Annotated in this window: 14 protein-coding genes; 4 read left to right on the top strand and 10 right to left on the bottom strand. The window is 67.8% G+C overall.

Features of this window, described 5'->3' with window-relative positions; genetic code table 11:
- Positions 1–2: 2 nt before the first annotated feature.
- The 8 genes from ACGFZ3_RS17900 to pyrE form a co-directional block, all read right to left on the bottom strand.
- On the bottom strand, positions 3–722 hold the full coding sequence (locus tag ACGFZ3_RS17900; RefSeq protein ID WP_392924311.1) for a response regulator transcription factor: 720 nt from the start codon (positions 720–722) through the stop codon (positions 3–5).
- The gene (locus ACGFZ3_RS17895; RefSeq protein ID WP_392924309.1) at positions 703–3,363 is read right to left on the bottom strand and encodes an ATP-binding protein; all 2,661 of its coding nucleotides are present in this window, start codon (positions 3,361–3,363) and stop codon (positions 703–705) included. Before ACGFZ3_RS17895 ends, ACGFZ3_RS17900 begins: the two co-directional genes overlap by 20 nt.
- Positions 3,360–4,016: a potassium-transporting ATPase subunit KdpC gene (gene kdpC / locus ACGFZ3_RS17890; protein ID WP_392924306.1), complete on the bottom strand. Its 657-nt coding sequence runs from the start codon at positions 4,014–4,016 to the stop codon at positions 3,360–3,362. The genes ACGFZ3_RS17895 and kdpC overlap by 4 nt, the downstream gene beginning before the upstream one ends.
- A complete protein-coding gene (gene kdpB, locus ACGFZ3_RS17885) occupies positions 4,013–6,064 on the bottom strand; it encodes a potassium-transporting ATPase subunit KdpB (protein WP_392924303.1) in 2,052 nt (683 codons plus the stop codon). The genes kdpC and kdpB overlap by 4 nt, the downstream gene beginning before the upstream one ends.
- A gap of 11 nt (positions 6,065–6,075) precedes the next feature.
- Positions 6,076–7,788 carry a potassium-transporting ATPase subunit KdpA gene (kdpA, locus tag ACGFZ3_RS17880; RefSeq protein WP_392924301.1) on the bottom strand — a complete coding sequence of 571 codons (1,713 nt, stop codon included), beginning with the start codon at positions 7,786–7,788 and terminating at the stop codon, positions 6,076–6,078.
- Between the two features lie 12 nt (positions 7,789–7,800).
- Positions 7,801–7,893, bottom strand: a complete 93-nt coding sequence (locus ACGFZ3_RS17875; RefSeq protein ID WP_068848713.1) for a potassium-transporting ATPase subunit F — start codon at positions 7,891–7,893, stop codon at positions 7,801–7,803.
- A 170-nt stretch (positions 7,894–8,063) separates the two neighbouring features.
- Positions 8,064–8,732, bottom strand: a complete 669-nt coding sequence (locus tag ACGFZ3_RS17870) for a hypothetical protein (protein ID WP_392924298.1) — start codon at positions 8,730–8,732, stop codon at positions 8,064–8,066.
- Positions 8,733–8,747: 15 nt separating this feature from the next.
- Positions 8,748–9,407, bottom strand: a complete 660-nt coding sequence (gene pyrE, locus ACGFZ3_RS17865) for an orotate phosphoribosyltransferase (protein WP_392924295.1) — start codon at positions 9,405–9,407, stop codon at positions 8,748–8,750.
- Positions 9,408–9,570: 163 nt separating this feature from the next.
- Between pyrE and ACGFZ3_RS17860 the strand changes: the two genes are divergently transcribed.
- From ACGFZ3_RS17860 to ACGFZ3_RS17850, 3 genes are all read left to right on the top strand, one after another.
- A complete protein-coding gene (locus ACGFZ3_RS17860) occupies positions 9,571–10,371 on the top strand; it encodes an exodeoxyribonuclease III (protein ID WP_392924293.1) in 801 nt (266 codons plus the stop codon).
- On the top strand, positions 10,368–11,741 hold the full coding sequence (locus tag ACGFZ3_RS17855) for an AmpG family muropeptide MFS transporter (RefSeq protein WP_392924291.1): 1,374 nt from the start codon (positions 10,368–10,370) through the stop codon (positions 11,739–11,741). The genes ACGFZ3_RS17860 and ACGFZ3_RS17855 overlap by 4 nt, the downstream gene beginning before the upstream one ends.
- An 86-nt stretch (positions 11,742–11,827) precedes the next feature.
- Positions 11,828–12,055, top strand: coding sequence for a hypothetical protein (locus ACGFZ3_RS17850; protein WP_392924288.1), 228 nt, complete (start codon positions 11,828–11,830; stop codon positions 12,053–12,055).
- A 31-nt stretch (positions 12,056–12,086) separates the two neighbouring features.
- Here the strand turns inward: ACGFZ3_RS17850 and ACGFZ3_RS17845 are convergent, their stop codons facing one another.
- Both ACGFZ3_RS17845 and ACGFZ3_RS17840 read right to left on the bottom strand, forming a co-directional pair.
- Complete coding sequence (locus ACGFZ3_RS17845; protein WP_392924285.1) at positions 12,087–13,211, bottom strand: anhydro-N-acetylmuramic acid kinase; 1,125 nt, start codon at positions 13,209–13,211, stop codon at positions 12,087–12,089.
- 83 nt (positions 13,212–13,294) lie between these two features.
- Positions 13,295–14,758, bottom strand: a complete 1,464-nt coding sequence (locus ACGFZ3_RS17840) for a peptidoglycan DD-metalloendopeptidase family protein (protein ID WP_392924282.1) — start codon at positions 14,756–14,758, stop codon at positions 13,295–13,297.
- Between the two features lie 167 nt (positions 14,759–14,925).
- Between ACGFZ3_RS17840 and tyrS the strand changes: the two genes are divergently transcribed.
- A complete protein-coding gene (gene tyrS / locus ACGFZ3_RS17835) occupies positions 14,926–16,137 on the top strand; it encodes a tyrosine--tRNA ligase (protein ID WP_392924279.1) in 1,212 nt (403 codons plus the stop codon).
- Positions 16,138–16,415: the final 278 nt, after the last annotated feature.

Below are 16,415 nucleotides of genomic sequence, written 5' to 3'. Positions count from 1 at the left end.
TTTCAGCCTTTGAACCGTAAACCCACGCCGGGTTCGGTGAAGAGGTAACGCGAATCCAGCGCGGAATCGCCCAGCTTGTGGCGCAGCTTGCCCACCAGGATGCGCAGGTAGTGGGTGTCGTGCTGGTGGGTGGGGCCCCAGATCTCGGCCAGGATCTGCGGCTGGGTCACCACCCGGCCGGCGTTGCGCAGCAGCAGCGACAGCAACGCATACTCCTTGCGGGTCAGCGCCACCGGCGCGCCGTCCAGGTGCACCTCGCGGCGCACCAGGTCGATATGCAGGTGGCCGTCATCGAACTGCGGCAGCACTCCATCGGCCGATACCGTGCGCGTGCGCAGCAGCGCACGCACCCGTGCCATGAGTTCCTGCGTGCCGAACGGTTTGGTCACGTAGTCGTTGGCGCCGTTGTCCAGCGCCAGCACCTTCTCGGTTTCGCTGGCACGCACCGTCAGCATGATCACCGGCGCCTGGCTCCACTGGCGCAGCTCGGCCAGCACCTGGTGGCCTTCCATGTCCGGCAGGCCGATATCCAGAATCACCAGATCGGCGCCTTCGCCCACCAGCTGTTCCAGCCCGGCCTGCCCGGTCGCAGCCTGCAGCACACGGTAGCCCTGCGCGCGCAGGCTGATGTCCAGGAAGCGGCGGATCTGCGCTTCATCGTCGATCACCAGCACGCGCGCGGGCGGCACGCCAGGGGAGTTTTCAGGAATCGTCGGGGTCATCGGCCGGGTGGGGTTGCAGCAGGGGGAGCGTGATGCGGATCAGGGTACCGCGTCCATCGCGGCCCGGCAGCGCCTGCACATTGCCGCCATGCGCGCCGATCATGCCCTGGCAGATGGTCAGGCCCAGCCCGGTGCCATGCCGGCCACGGTCGCCGCGCTCCACGCTGTAGAACATGTCGAAGATGCGCGCGCGTTCGTCATCGGGAATGCCAGGGCCGGCGTCGAGCACGTCGATGCGCAGTTCGCCGTCCACCAGCCGCGCCTGGACGTCCACCGCCGCGCCGGGCGGGGAGAACTTGGCCGCGTTTTCCATCACGTTGAACACCGCCTGTTCCACCAGCGCCGGATGCACCCAGATCGGGCCCAGCGTGCTCGGGATATCCAGCTGCAGCCGCACATCGGGCTGGTAGCGCTGCAGGCGGCGCGCGGCCGATCCGACCAGCTCGTCCACGCCGATCCAGTCGCGGTTGATCTGCAACCCCTCGTGGCCCAGCCGGGTCATGTCCAGCAGGTTCTGGATGTAGCGGTCCAGCCGCTCGCCTTCCACCAGGATGGTATCGAGCAGCGCGCGGCGGTCGCTGGCATCCATCGCCTCGGCATAGCTGGAGAGGCTGTCGGCCGAGCCGATCATCGCTGCCAGCGGCGAACGCAGGTCGTGCGAGACCGATGACAACAGCGCCGAACGCAGCCGCTCGGTCTCGTTGCTCACGTGCGCCTTTTCCAGGTCGGCCACCAGCCGCGTGCGCAACGCGGCCTGCGCGATGTCATCCACCATCGCTTCGGCCAGCTGGCGCTGTTCAGGGGTCAGGCGCGGCGCGCTGCGCGGGAAGCGCATGCCGGCCACGCCGATGCTGCGCTCGTCGCCATCCAGCAGGGGCAGGAACCACCATTCCGCACCGGCCAGCGTATCGGTGAAGCGGCCGCTGGGCTGCCCGTGGCGGTGCGCCCAGTCGGCCGCCGCCAGGTCGGTGTCGCCCGGTGCTGCGCTGCCGCTGGTGCTGGTGTCGGCGCCGATGCGCAGCCAGGCCGGTGCATCCAGCGCCTGTTCCAGCGCTTCGCGGCCGGCCTGTGCCACGTCCTCGTTGCTCGCCGCGCGGGTCAGCTGCCCGCCCAGCACCTGGCGTGCGTTGGCGTGGCGGTTGGCCGCGCGCAACGCCACCACCTGCATGCGCAGGCGCGAAGCCAGCCGCCCGGCCACCAGCGCCGCCACCAGGAACAGGAACACGGTGATCACACCCTGGCGCGCGCTGATCGCGAAGGTGAAGCGGGGTGCAATGAAGAAGAAGTTGTAGGCCAGGAAGCACAACGCCGCGGCTATCACCGCCGCACTGGTGCGGCTGCGCGCGGCCACCACCACCACCGCGACGATGAACACCATCGACAGGTCGTACAGGCCTACCCAGCGCTCGGCGACCACCGCCACCAGGCATGCCAGCGCGGTGGCCACCAGCGCCAGCACGGTATCGCGGCCCGTGCTCAACGTCGGCATCGACAGCCCATGGCGGCGCGCCCGCGCGCGCGCCTGCGGGGTGCCGATGATGGTGATTTCAAAATGCGCGCCGCGCTGGATCAGCTGCTGGGTCAGCGTGCGGTTGAGCATGCGCGCGAACGGGCGCTCGCGGGTACGGCCCAGCACCAGGGTGGACACCCCGTTGTGGGCGGCGTGGTCGAGCAGGGCATCTGCAATGCTGGGCCCGTGCAGCAACTCCGCCTCGCCGCCAAGCCGCCGCGCCAGTGCGAACGCCGCGTCGATCTCGCGGCGGGTGCTGTCGTCTTCACGGCGGCGCTGCACGGTCACCACCGTCCACGGTGCATCGCGGCGCTCGGCGATGCGCCGACCCACGCGCACCAGATACTCGCTCTGGCCACCGCCATCGATCGCCACCAGCACCCGTCGGCGCAGCGGCAGGTTGCCTTCCCCGCGTGCGGCGCGGGTTTCGCGCAGGCTGTTGTCGACCCGGTCGGCCGCTTCCTGCATGGCCAGCTCACGCAGCGCGGTCAGGTTGGCCGGCGAGAAGAACGCCTGCAGCGCCTGCGCCGCCTGTTCGGGCACGTACACCTTGCCCTGCTGCAGGCGCTCGATCAGTTCGCGCGGCGGCAGGTCCACCAGCACGATGTCGTGCAGGCGGTCCAGCACCGCATCGGGCACGGTTTCGCTGACCCGCACCCCGGTGATGCGCATCACCACGTCGTTGAGGCTTTCCAGGTGCTGGATGTTGAGCGTGGTCCAGACGTCGATGCCCGCGTCCAGCAGCTCCATCACATCCTGCCAGCGCCGCTCGTGGCGGCTGCCCGGCACGTTGCGGTGGGCCAGCTCATCCACCAGCACCAGCGCCGGCCGGCGCGCCAGCACCGCATCCAGGTCCATTTCCTGCAGCGCATGCTGCTGGTACTCGCGCTGCAGCAGCGGCACCTGCGGCAGGCCATCCAGCAGCGCCGAGGTCTCGGCGCGGCCGTGGGTTTCCACCAGCCCCACCACCACGTCCACGCCGCGGCGCAGCTGCTCGTGCGCGCGGCCGAGCATGCTGTAGGTCTTGCCCACGCCAGGGGCGGCACCCAGGAATACGGTGAGCTTGCCGCCGGCCTCGCGCTGCAGGCTTTCCACCAATGCGTCGGCCTGTCGGGTGCGGGAGTCGGTCATGGGGATGGATTGTGCACCGGCTGGCTTGCATCCAGGGCCATGTTCAACGTCATCACGTTCACCCGCGGCTGGCCGAACACGCCCCACTGCGGGCCCTGCGTGTGCGCCTGGACCAGAGCCTGCACCTGTTCCACGCCCAGGCCGCGCGTGGCCGCCACGCGCTTCACCTGGACCGCCGCCGCTGCCGGCGACAGCTCCGGGTCCATGCCCGCGCCGGACTGGGTGACCAGGTCACCCGGCACGTCGGCCACGGCGATGCCTTCGCGCAGGGCCACCGCGCGAGTGGCCTCGGTGACGCGTTCCTGCAGGGCCGGGTTGCTGCGCGCCAGGTTGCTGCCGGCGGCGGCCATCGGGTCGTAGCTGGCCGCCGACGGCCGCGCCTGGAAGTAGCCATCGCCCACGAACGGCTGCGCCACCAGCTGCGAGCCGCGCACCTGGCCGTGGTGCAGCAGCAGGCTGCCCTGTGCCTGGGCCGGGAACAGCGCCGCGCCAACGCCGGTGGCAGCCAGCGCATAGGCCAGGCCCAGCACGAGCAGGCTGGCCACGCCCAGCCCGATCGCCGGGCGCAGCGCGCCGGAGTGCTGGAGCGAAAGGACAGCGGCGGCGCGCGCACGCGCCGGGCGGGACAACGAAGCAGCAGCGGAGCGGTTCATGCGCCAAATACCTGGAAGAGGAGGAGGTCGATCAGCTTGATGGCCGCAAACGGCAGCAGCACGCCGCCCAGCCCGTACACCAGCATGTTCCGGCGCAGCAGGGCGGTTGCCGTGGCCGGGCGGAAACGCACGCCGCGCAGCGCAAGCGGAATCAGCGCCGGAATCACCAGTGCGTTGAAGATCAGCGCAGCCAGCACCGCGTTGCGCGGGCTGGACAGGTGCATCACGTTCAACGTGGCCATGGCCGGCAGGGTGCCGGCAAACAGCGCCGGCAGGATCGCGAAATACTTGGAAACATCGTTGGCCAGCGAAAAGGTGGTCAGCGCACCGCGCGTGATCAGCTGCTGCTTGCCCACTTCCACCACTGCAAGCAGCTTGGTGGGGTCTGAATCCAGGTCCACCATGTTGCCGGCCTCCTTGGCCGCCTGCGTGCCCGAGTTCATGGCCAGACCGATGTCGGCCTGGGCCAGCGCCGGGGCATCGTTGGTGCCATCCCCCACCATCGCCACCAGCCGGCCCCCCGCCTGTTCGGCGCGGATGCGGGCCAGCTTGTCTTCCGGGCGCGCCTCGGCAATGTAGTCGTCCACGCCGGCCTCGGCCGCAATGGCCGCAGCGGTGAGCGGGTTGTCGCCGGTGATCATCACCGTGCGGATGCCCATCGCGCGCAGCTGCGCGAACTTCTCGCGCATGCCGTGCTTGACCACGTCACTCAGCTCGATCACGCCCAGTACGTGGCGGCCTTCGCACACCACCAGTGGGGTGGCGCCGTTGCGCGCCACCTGTTCCACCCTCCCGGCCAGCTCGGCCGGCACGGTGCCGCCCAGTTCGCGCACATGGGCGGTGATCGCATCGGCCGCGCCCTTGCGGATGCGCCGCCCGCCATCCAGGTCCACGCCGGACATGCGGGTCTGTGCGCTGAAGGCGAAGTATTCCGCCTTGTCAGGTTCGCTCGTGGTGCAGCCTTGTTCGCGTGCCAGGCGCACCACCGACTTGCCTTCCGGGGTCGGGTCGGCCAGCGACGACAACAGCGCCGCTTCGCGCAGCTGCGAGGCTTCAATGCCGGCCAATGCATGGAACTGGGTCGCCTGGCGGTCGCCGTGGGTGATGGTGCCGGTCTTGTCCAGCAGCAGCACGTCCACATCGCCGGCCACTTCCACTGCCTTGCCCGATTTGGCCAGGATGTTGGCGGCCAGCGCACGGTTCATGCCGGCGATGCCGATGGCCGGCAGCAGCCCACCGATGGTGGTCGGAATCAGGCACACCAGCAGCGCGATCAGCAGCAGCGGGTCGACCTTCACCCCGACGAAGGCGCCGATGGCAGGCAGTGTTGCCACCACCACCAGGAAGGTCAGCGTCATCGCGGCCAGCAGCAGGGTCAGCGCCACCTCGTTCGGCGTCTTCTGCCGGTTGGCGCCCTCCACCAGCGCGATCATCCGGTCCAGGAAGCTGTGGCCCGGCTCGGCAGTGATCTTCACGATGATCTGGTCCGACAGCACCTTGGTACCGCCGATCACGCCGCTGCGGTCGGTACCGGCCTCGCGCAGCACCGGTGCCGATTCACCGGTCACCGCCGCTTCGTTGATGGTGGCCAGGCCCTGCACGATTTCGCCGTCGGCCGGCACCAGCTCGCCGGCACTGACGATCACATGGTCGCCCGGGCGCAGCTCGGCCGCCGGCACCTGGGTTTCGGTGGCCCCGGCATGGGCGGCGGCCAGCCGGCGCGCGCTGAGGTCCTGGCGGGCACGCCGCAGCGAGGCGGCCTGGCCGCGGCCGCGGGCCTCGGCCACTGCTTCGGCGAAGTTGCCGAACAGTACGGTCAACAGCAGGATCGCGGTCACCGTCAGGCCGAAGCCCAGCGGCGCGTTGCCGGTCAGCGTGACCAGCAGGCTCACCAGCGTGCCCACCATCACCACCGCCATTACCGGGCTGTGCACCAGGTGGCGCGGCGACAGTTTGATCACTGCATCGCGCAATGCCCGGCGCAGGCCGGCTGCATCAAGCAGGCGTGGGCGGCGGGAAGGAGCTGCATTCAAGGGATAGGTACTCATGGTTTCACGTCTCAGCGCAGCGTCAGCGACAGGTGGTCGGCAACCGGGCCCAGCACCAGCGCCGGCATGAACTGCAATACGGTCAGGATGACGATCAGCGCGATCAGGGTCAGCGCGAAGGTCGGGGTTTCAATCTGCAGCGTGCCGGCCGATTCCGGCGCGCGCCGCTTGGCCGCCAGCTGGGCGCAGACGATCAGCGGGATCACCAGCACCGGGTAACGACCCAGCAGCAGCACCAGGGTGCAGCTCAGGTTCCACCACGGGGTGGCATCGCCCAGCCCTTCAAATCCCGAGCCGTTGTTGGCGAATGCCGATACGTATTCGTAGAACACCTGGCTGACCCCATGGAACGCGGGATTGGAGGTGCCGGTGATCGAGGGAATGGCCAGGGTGATCGCGGTGAACGCCAGGATGGTGATCGGCTGCAGCAGCACCAGCAGCGCCAGCAGCTTCACCTGCGGGGTTTCCAGTTTGCGGCCCAGCAGCTCGGGGGTACGCCCGGTCATCAGACCCGCCAGGAACACGCCCAGCAGCAGGTACACGATGAATTGCTGCAGGCCGCAGCCGATGCCGCCCCAGATCGCGTTGATCAGCATGTTCACCATCGGCACCGCACCGGCCAGCGGGCTCAGCGAATCATGCATGCCGTTGACCGAACCGTTGGAAACCTGGGTCGTGATCGCTGCCCATAGTCCGGTGCCGTCCGCACCGAAGCGCACTTCCTTGCCTTCCATCAGCAGCGGGCTCGCGGCCGCGGCCGAATGGCCCTCCAGCCACACCGTGGCGGCGATCGACACGCTGGACATCGCCAGCATGCAGCCGAACACCAGCGCGGCCAGCCGCTTGCGCCCGGTGAAGGCGCCCAGCATGAACACCACCGCGACGGGAATCAGCAGGATGCCGATCAGCTCCAGCGCGTTGGACAGCGGGGTCGGGTTTTCCAGCGGAATGCTGCTGTTGGGGCCGTACCAGCCGCCGCCATTGGCACCCAGCTGCTTGGCCGCCACCATCGCCGCTACCGGGCCCAGCGGCAGCTTCTGCGCGTCCATGCCCGCAGCCGCATCGATCGGCGTGGCGGTCGGGCCACCGGCCAGCGTCGACGGCACGCCCTGGCTGGTCAGCAGCACCGCCCACAGCAGGCACAGCGGCAGCATGAAGCGCACGCAGGAACGCACCACGTCGGCATAGTAGTTGCCCACGTCGATGCGGCGGTCGGCCGGCAGCGCGGGTTCGGCGGCATCGCCTTCCGGCACCGTGCCGAACAGCGCACGCAGCGTGGCCACCACCAGTGCCAGCCCCATCATCGGGGTGACTACCTGCAGGCCGGTGATCGCGGTCATCTGCGCGAAGTAGGACAGCTGCGCCTGGCCGGAATAGTGCTGCTGGTTGGTGTTGGTCAGGAACGAGACCATGGTGTGCAGCGCCGTATCCCAGCGCATGTTGGGAATCTGGTCGGGGTTGAACGGCAGCCAGGCCTGGGTCATGAAGACCGCCTGCACCAACACGGCGATCACCACGTTGCTCAGCACGAACGCGCCCACGTAGCCGCGCCAGGACATGCCGCGCGCCGGGTTTACGCCCAGCACGCGGTACAGCGGCTTTTCAATCCAGCCGAACAGCGCGTCGCCGTGCATCGGCCCGCCGCGCATCACCCGGGCCAGGTACAGTCCAAGCGGAAAGGCCAGCACGATGCTGGCCAGCAGAATCAACAGAATCTCGGTCATGGTCGGCTCCGGTCAGAATTTTTCGGGCGCGAGCACGACATACAGCAGGTAGGCGGCGGCAACGAGCACCAGCACGCCGCTCACGAAGGACAGCCAGGCAGGCATGGGGGCATTCTCAGAAGTAGGGAAGGAAGGTCGCCATCGTGTTCCCCATCGGCGTAAACGCTCCACGCCCGCTCAGCGCCCAACCCGTAAAAAGTGCATAAAAAAAGGTGCACCGACGGACGTCGGTACACCCCTGGTGGCGCCGGCCGTTGGCCGGCCCTCGTGAACCCTTACCCGCGCGGGTCGGTGGAAACACCCTTCAACAACCGGTACCGCTGCAGGGTCTCCTCGATCTCCACGTCCAGTGCCTTGCGCTGTTGCAGGTAGGAGGCCTGCATGCGCCTCTGCGACACCAGCTCGGCATGCCGCTGGCGGATGTCCTCGGCCTGCTTGGGCAGCACCGGCAGGCCGGCCAGCTCGCGGTCGCCAGCGGCTCCCAGCAGCGTTACCAGCGTGCCGCGCAGGCTGGCCACGTTGTAGTTGGCCGTCTGCACGTTGTTGTCCAGAATTCCGGTGCGCTCCACGAACACCCGGCGCAGGTCGGCCTCGTCCTGGTAGGTGGACAGCATGGCCTGCTCGGTGCGCTGACGGGTATCTTCGGCGGCCTGGTCGAGCTGGTGCTGCGCGGCGGCAACGGCGGCATCGGCGCGCTCCTGCTCGGTCAGGGTGCGGTCCACCCCGCCCTTGCGCAGGCCGCTGTTGACGCTGAACTCCTCACGGGCGCTGTTCACCGCGTCCTGCGGCAGGGAATCGCTGCAGATCCGCTCCTTGCCTTCGTTCCAGCAGAACAGCTTCTTCGGTTTTGCCGGCGTGTTGCTGTGCTTGCTCTGGGCCTGGGCCGTGAGCAAGGGCGCGGCCAGCAACAGGCCGATGATGGTGAACGTGGCAATCCTGGACATGGGAGCCCCCTGCTCTCAACGCGTAGGACGGCTGCCGTAACGGGAACGATAGTCCTCCAGCGGCTGCCGGTACCCGACAAGTTCCGGATTTCCGGAAGCAAAATCAAGCAGGTCGGCCAGCGTGGCCACCGCCAGCACCGGAATGCCGGCCTCTTCGGCCACGGCCTGGGCGGCCGAACGGCGGTCGTTTTCCGAGGCGATTTCCTGTCGGTCCAGCGCCACTACGATGCCCGCCGGGGTGCCGCCGGCCTGCTTGATGATGCCCAGCGCCTCGCGGATGGCGGTACCGGCGGTAATCACATCGTCCACGATCAGCACGCGCTTGCCGTTCATGTCCGCGCCGATCAGGTTGCCGCCTTCACCATGGGTCTTGGCTTCCTTGCGGTTGAAGCTCAGCGGCAGGTCGCGGCCGCGCTGGGCGAACTCGCAGGCGGTGGCGGTGGCCAGCGGAATGCCCTTGTAGGCCGGGCCGAACATCACGTCGAACTTCAGCCCGGTGGCTTCCACGGCATCGGCGTAGCAGGCGGCCAGCTGGACCATGCTGGCGCCGGAATCGAAGCGGCCGGCATTGAAGAAATAAGGGCTCAGGCGGCCCGACTTGAGGGTGAACTGGCCAAAACGCAGGGCATCGGCGGTCAGGGCCAACTGCAGGAAACGGTGACGGTGGTCGCTCATCTAACGCTCTATACAATTCTCTTGGAGCGCAGATCCTAAAGCATGACCGGCAATTCAGGCTCGCGACCGGCCGCCGCAGCACCCTGCAATGGCCGGATCCGGCCAGCCGATGGGCCGGGCAACCCGGTATGCTTTGCCCGTTACGTACCAGACCCGGGTCAGCATGCGCATCATCAGTTTCAACGCCAATGGCATCCGTTCCGCCGCCACCAAGGGTTTCCTCGAGTGGTTCCGTGTCCAGGATGCCGACGTGCTCTGCATCCAGGAAACCAAGGCCCAGGAAGACCAGCTGACCGATCCCATGTTCCGCCCGGATGGCCACCACTGCTTCTACCGTGACGCGATCACCAAGAAGGGCTACAGCGGGGTGGCCATCTACAGCAAGCGTGAGCCCGACCAGGTCATCACCTCCCTGGGCTGGGCCCCCTTCGACGACGAAGGCCGCTACATCGAGGCCCGCTATGGCAACCTGAGCGTGGTCTCCTTCTATATTCCTTCGGGCAGCTCGGGCGACCTGCGCCAGGGCTTCAAGTATGAAGTGATGGAGTGGCTGCGCCCCATCCTGGCCCAGTGGCTGGCCAGCGGCCGCGATTACGTGCTGTGCGGGGACTGGAACATCGTCCGCTCCGCGCTGGACATCAAGAACTGGAAATCCAACCAGAAGAACTCCGGCTGCCTGCCACCCGAGCGCGATTGGCTCAATGGCCAGTGCGTGGACGCCGGCCAGGCAATGGACGTGGCCGGCGGCCAGGGCTGGACCGACGCCTACCGTCTGCTGCACCCCACCGGCGAGGATTACACCTGGTGGAGCAACCGCGGCGCGGCGCGTGCCAACAACGTCGGCTGGCGCATCGATTACCAGTTCGTCAGCCCCGGCCTGCGCGAACGCCTGCGCGGCTGCTCCATCTACCGCGATGAGCGCTTCTCCGACCATGCCCCGTTCACGGTGGACTACGCCCCATGAGCGAAGCGGTCGCCAAGCCCCGTCGCCCGTGGCAGCGGGTGCTGGCCAACCTGCGCGAGCGCAAGGTCCTGGCCATGCTGCTGCTGGGCTTCAGCTCCGGCCTGCCGATCTACCTGGTGGGCAACACGCTCGGCTTCTGGATGCGCAAGGAAGGCATCGAGCTGGACACCATCGGCTTCCTGTCGTGGGTGGGCCTGGCTTATTCGATGAAGTTCCTGTGGGCGCCCATCGTGGACAAGGTCGACGCCCCGCTGCTGGGTCGCTTCGGCCGCCGTCGCGGCTGGATGCTGCTGTCCCAGGCCGTGGTGGCGGCCGCCCTGGTCGGCATGGCCGTGGTCCATCCCAAGGGTGGCCAGATCCTGATCCTGGGCATCGCGTGGGAACACATGCTGGTGTTCGGGATCATGGCCACCGTGGTCGCCTTCGCCTCCGCCACCCAGGACATCGTCATCGATGCCTGGCGCATTGAAAGCGCCGATAACAGCGAGCAGCTGGGCCTGCTCACCTCCACTGCAGCGCTGGGCTATCGCACCGCGCTGCTGGTGACCGATGCGCTGATTCTGCTGATCGCCGCCCGCGTGGGCTGGGAGATGTCCTACGAAATCATGGCGGGCCTGATGGGCCTGGGCGTGGTCGCCGTGGTCATGGCGCGCGAACCGGCGCGCGCGCAGATCGCCGTGCAGACCCAGGCCGCCCCGCTGTGGACCCCGCGCGGACTGTTCGATGCACTGGTGGGGCCGTTCATCGCCTTCGTGCGCGAGCACCGCAGCGGCGCCATCCTGATCCTGCTGGCCATCAGCGTGTACCGCATGGCCGATTTCATCATGGGTCCGATGGCCAACCCCTTCTACGTGGACCTGGGCCTGACCGAAGAAACAGTGGGCGCCGTGCGCAGCTCGGTGGGCCTGGTCGCCACCTTCGTGGGCATTGCCGCCGCCGGCCTGGTCTCTGTGCGCTGGGGCGTGCTGGCCACGTTGCTGGTCGGTGCCGTGCTCGGCCCCGCATCCAACCTGGCATTTGCCTGGCTGGCCTACGTCGGGCCGGACCCGACCAGCTTCGCCATCGCCATGGCGATCGACAACATTTCGGGCGGGTTTGCCGGCACCGCGCTGATCGCTTACATGTCCAGCCTGACCAGCATCGGCTACACCGCCACCCAGTACGCCCTGCTCAGCTCGTTCTATGCCATGCCCGGCAAGGCACTGAAGGGTCTCTCCGGCTGGGCGGTGCAGTCGTTGGCCCAGGGCCGCACCCTGCTGGAGGGCTACGCGCTGTTCTTCGTCGGCACCGCGCTGATCGCCATCCCGGTGGTGATCCTGTGCGCCCTGTTGATCGTGCAGCAGCGCCGGCACCTGCGCGCGGCCACCTGACCGGGTGCTTGCCCGCACCCCCCGGCTGGGCCATCATCAAACCCGTTGTGCCGTGGGGGCGGTGCGTTGCCAACGGGGGAAGACACATGGCTGATCTGGTGCTGCGCGATATCGATCCGCTGTTGAACGAGCGGATCCGCCGGGTTGCCGTCGCGCGCGGCTGGACCCGTGAACACACCTGCCTGGTTCTGCTTGAGCAGGGCCTGTTCGCCAGCGAACTGGAAGTCCGAAGCGGATTCCACGACCCGGAAGTCAACGCCCTGGCCGACGCCATTGCCGCCCTCCAGGCCCTCCCGGACGTCAAAGCCTTCTAGGGCTGGCGGGAAACAGTTCCGCCTGACCGCATCACGCCAGGTGAATCGCCCCAAGAATCCGCGGCCCCAGCGCCCCGGTCACACTCGGCAGATTCCCCGGCAACCCGTTCAACGTTTGCTGCGCCAGCCACGCAAACCCCATCGCCTCCAGGTAATCCGGGTCCAGCCCGTGCACCGCACTGGATTCGATCACCACCCCGGGCAAGCGCGCGCTGAGCCGCCGCAGCAGCTGCGCATTGCGCACCCCGCCGCCGCACACCAGCACCCGCTTCGCCCCTGGCAAATGGGCCAGCAGCGCATCTGCCACCGTCACCGCAGTCAACTCCAGCAGCGTGGCCTGCACATCGGCCGCCTCGCGCTGGCGGTCGCCCAGCGCGGCCTCGGCCCACTCTAGGTGGAACTGCTCGCGCCCGGTGCTCTTCGGCGGTGGCAGTGCGAACCACGGTTCGTCCCGCCAGCGTTCCAGGAGCGCCTCATCCACCTGTCCGCTGGCCGCAAACGCGCCATCGGCATCGAACGGCCTGCCGGTGTGCCGCTCGCACCAGGCATCCATCAGCGCATTGGCCGGTCCGGTATCGAAGCCACGCGGCGTGCCCACGCGCGGAATCAGGGTCAGGTTGGCAATCCCGCCCAGGTTCAACACCGCCCGGTCCTCATCGGCCGTGCCCAGCATTGCCAGGTGGAAGGCCGGCATCAGCGGCGCCCCGTGCCCCCCGGCGGCCACATCGCGGCGGCGGAAGTCGGCCACCGTGGTGATGCCGGTCAGCTCGGCAATCCGGTTGGCATCACCCAGTTGGCAGGTGAAGGCCGGGTCGGCCAGCGGCCGGTGCCGCACGGTCTGCCCGTGCGAACCGATCGCCCGCACCTGCGCCGGGCTCACCCCGGCCTGTTCGAGCAATCGGTTGGCGGCGGCCGCGAAGGCAATGCCGATCTGCGCATCGATCCGGCCCAGCGTATCCAGTGAGCCCAGCTCGCCGCCTTCGCCCAGCGCCACCAGCACGGCACGGAGGGCCGGATCCCAGCCATGGGTGAGTCCATCGACGAAACGGCAGCCGCCCTCGGCGGGAAACTGCACCAGCGCGGCATCGATGCCATCGGCGCTGGTGCCGGACATCAGGCCGAGGTAGAGCGGGGTATGCAGATCAGCTGAAGTCATGACCAGGCGGTTCAACAGGGTGCGTGCAGCTTCTCCGCAACCTGTTGCCGCCGTCAATGCGCGCGCGGGTGCGCGCGCTGCACTCAGCCACGGCTGCCCTTGGCCGGCTTGGCCGCGCTGGCCGTGGTGGTAGCGGCCTTGGCGGCGTTCGGCGCCGGGCTGGCGTCGGCGTAGATCAGCTTCTCCATGCCCTGGATGCGGGCCAGCGCCGGGGCGGTCTGCGCGCGGAAGGCGACCAGCTCGCTGCCCTGCAGCGGCTCCGGCGGCGGCATCGTCACCGACAGCGGGTTGCGGTGCACACCGTTGACGCGGAATTCGTAGTGCAGGTGCGGGCCGGTGGCCAGGCCGGTCGAGCCCACGTAGCCGATCACCGTGCCCTGCGCCACGCGCTGGCCGGTCTTGATCTTGCCAAAGCGCGACATGTGCCCGTACAGGGTGGTGTGGCCACGGCCGTGGTCCAGGATCACCACGTTGCCGTAGCCGCGCTGCACGCCGGCGAACTGCACGCGGGCGTCGCCGGCGGCCATGATCGGGGTGCCGGTGCGCGCGGCGTAGTCCACGCCCTTGTGCATGCGCATCTTGCCCAGCACCGGGTGCTTGCGCGCCCCGAAGGTGGAGCTCAGGCGGGCGAACGGAATCGGCATGCGGATGAAGCTCTTCTTCAGCGGGCGCCCGCTCACGTCGAAGTACTCGGACTTGCCGTTACGGTCGAAGCGGAAGCCGCTGTAGGTCTTGCCGCCGGAGGTGAAGGTCGCCGCCAGGATCTTGCTGGTGTCCACCTTCTCGCCTTCGCGCCAGGTTTCATCCATCACCACGCTGAAGCGGTCGCCCGGCTGCAGGTCCTTGGAGAAGTCGATGTCGTACTTGAAGATCTCGTCGGTCATCGTCGCGATGGCCGACGGCGACAGCCCGGCCTTTCGCGCCGCCGCGTACAGCGAACTGGTGATCTCGCCGCTGGTCACCACCCGGCGGGTGGAGCTCTCACGCTTGCTGACCTTCTCGGTGATCTGCCCGCCCTTCAGCGACAGCTCCACCCGGTTGTCGGCATCGCGGTCGAAGCGGATCGTGCGCAGCTCCCCGCTCAGCGGCAGGTCGAAGGCGATCTCCGCGCCGGGGCGCAGCTTGGTCAGCGCCTCGCGCGCACCGGGGTGCTCCAGCACCTGGTGCATCACCGTGGGCGAAATGCCGGCCTCGTCGAACAGGTTGCTCAGGGTCTGGCCGCGCTGCACGCGCAGGACCTGCCAGCTGTCGCCCGGCACCTGCTGCAGGCGTTCCTGGGAGAGCGGCGGCAAGGGCAGGGCCAGCGTGGAGTGGCTGACCGAGTAGGGAGACTCGATGGTGTGCGAGAAGCCGGGGACAATGGTGGCCACCAGCGCGCCGATGGTGGCGAACAGGCTGGCGTGCATCCAGTGGCGGCGGGTCCAGCGCTCGTTGAAGGCAGCGGGAAGATGCTGTCGAAGCTTCCGATGCAGGGCGGTGTCGTGGAGAACGTGAAGGCGTTCCTTGAAGCGCTGCTTGCGCGCGCGGCCTTGATCGGTATTCAGCATCGTCGGTGTGTTCCTGGCTGGCCCGGGAGCGCGGGCCCAAACGTCGGTAACATAGACAGGTATAAATATCGCGTCAAACCCTTGTGCCTATTGGCTTTTGTGAAGCGCTTGCGGTTAACTTGTACTTAACGTCATTCATGTAAATAAGGCATCGCCGGGAGTTGCACGTGTCCTCGATTGAACAAGCCCTTGCCCAGATCGGCCGTGGCGCCGATGAAATCCTCAAGATCGAGGAGCTGCGCCAGCGGCTGGAATGCGGTCGTCCGCTGCGGGTCAAGGCCGGTTTCGACCCCACCGCCCCGGACCTGCACCTGGGCCATACCGTGCTGCTGAACAAGCTGCGCCAGTTCCAGGACCTCGGCCACCAGGTCATCTTCCTGATCGGCGACTTCACCGGCATGATCGGCGACCCCTCGGGCAAGAACGCTACCCGCAAGCCGCTCAGCAAGGACGACGTGCTGGCCAATGCGCGCACCTACGAAGAGCAGGTGTTCAAGGTACTGGACCGTGAAAAGACCGAAGTGCGCTTCAATTCGGAGTGGTTCGGCAAGATGGGCGCGGCCGACATGATCCGCCTGGCCGGCCAGCACACCGTGGCGCGCATGCTCGAGCGCGACGACTTCGCCAAGCGCTATGCGGCCCAGCAGTCCATCGCCCTGCACGAGTTCCTGTACCCGCTGGTGCAGGGCTACGACTCGGTGGCGCTGGAAGCGGACGTGGAACTGGGCGGTACCGACCAGAAGTTCAACCTGCTCATGGGCCGTGGCCTGCAGGAGCACTACGGGCAGAAGCCGCAGATCGTGCTGACCATGCCGCTGCTGGAAGGCCTGGACGGCGTGGCCAAGATGTCCAAGTCGCTCAACAACTACATCGGCATCAGCGAACCGGCGATCGACATGGTGACCAAGACCATGAAGATCGGTGATGACCTGATGTGGCGCTGGATCGAGCTGCTTTCCTTCGAGATCAGCCAGGCCGAAGCGGTCAGCCTGCGCGAGCAGGTCGCCGCCGGCAGCTTGAACCCCCGTGAGGTGAAGCTGCGCCTGGCGCGTGAGTTGACCACCCGCTTCCACGATGCCGACGCGGCCGAACTGGCCATTGCCGGCTGGAACGCGGCCGTGACCGGGCAGGGCGATGTGACCCTGTTGCCGCTGCAGGAAGTGGCCATTCCCGCAGAAGGCCTGCGTATTGGTGCGCTGCTCACTGCGGCAGGGCTCACCCCGAGCAACTCGGAGGCCTCGCGGAAGCTCAAGGAGCGTGCGGTGAAGGTGGACGGCGAAGTGGTGGACGATGCCCAGCAGCTGTTCGTGCCCGGGTTTGAAGGCCTGCTGCAGGTCGGCAAGCGCAACTTCGCACGCGTGCTGCTGGTCGCCGCCTAAGCGGCGCAAGGGTTTCGCGCCTTCGGGCGTGGACCCAGCATGAATGAATGCATAGAACCGTGAAAAAAGTTCATGCACCCCCTTCACAAACGAGGCGGTTGGGGACATACTTTCCCTCCCCCGACGCAGGGGCCACCGCAAGGCGGCAGCCGCGAAGGAACAGGACGTCAACTTCTTCGAAAGAAGGTGTTGACGGAAACGAAAAGCCTGACATAATAGGCGGCTCGCTTCGACGAAAAGGCCTTCGGGTCGCACGACGAAGCAGCATCGGCAACAAC

The sequence above is a fragment of the Stenotrophomonas sp. NPDC047960 genome (assembly GCF_043204395.1).
Classification (GTDB): Bacteria; Pseudomonadota; Gammaproteobacteria; order Xanthomonadales; family Xanthomonadaceae; genus Stenotrophomonas.
The sequence above is the reverse complement of the archived record's forward strand: the minus strand, read 5'-3'. Positions and strand labels throughout refer to the sequence as shown.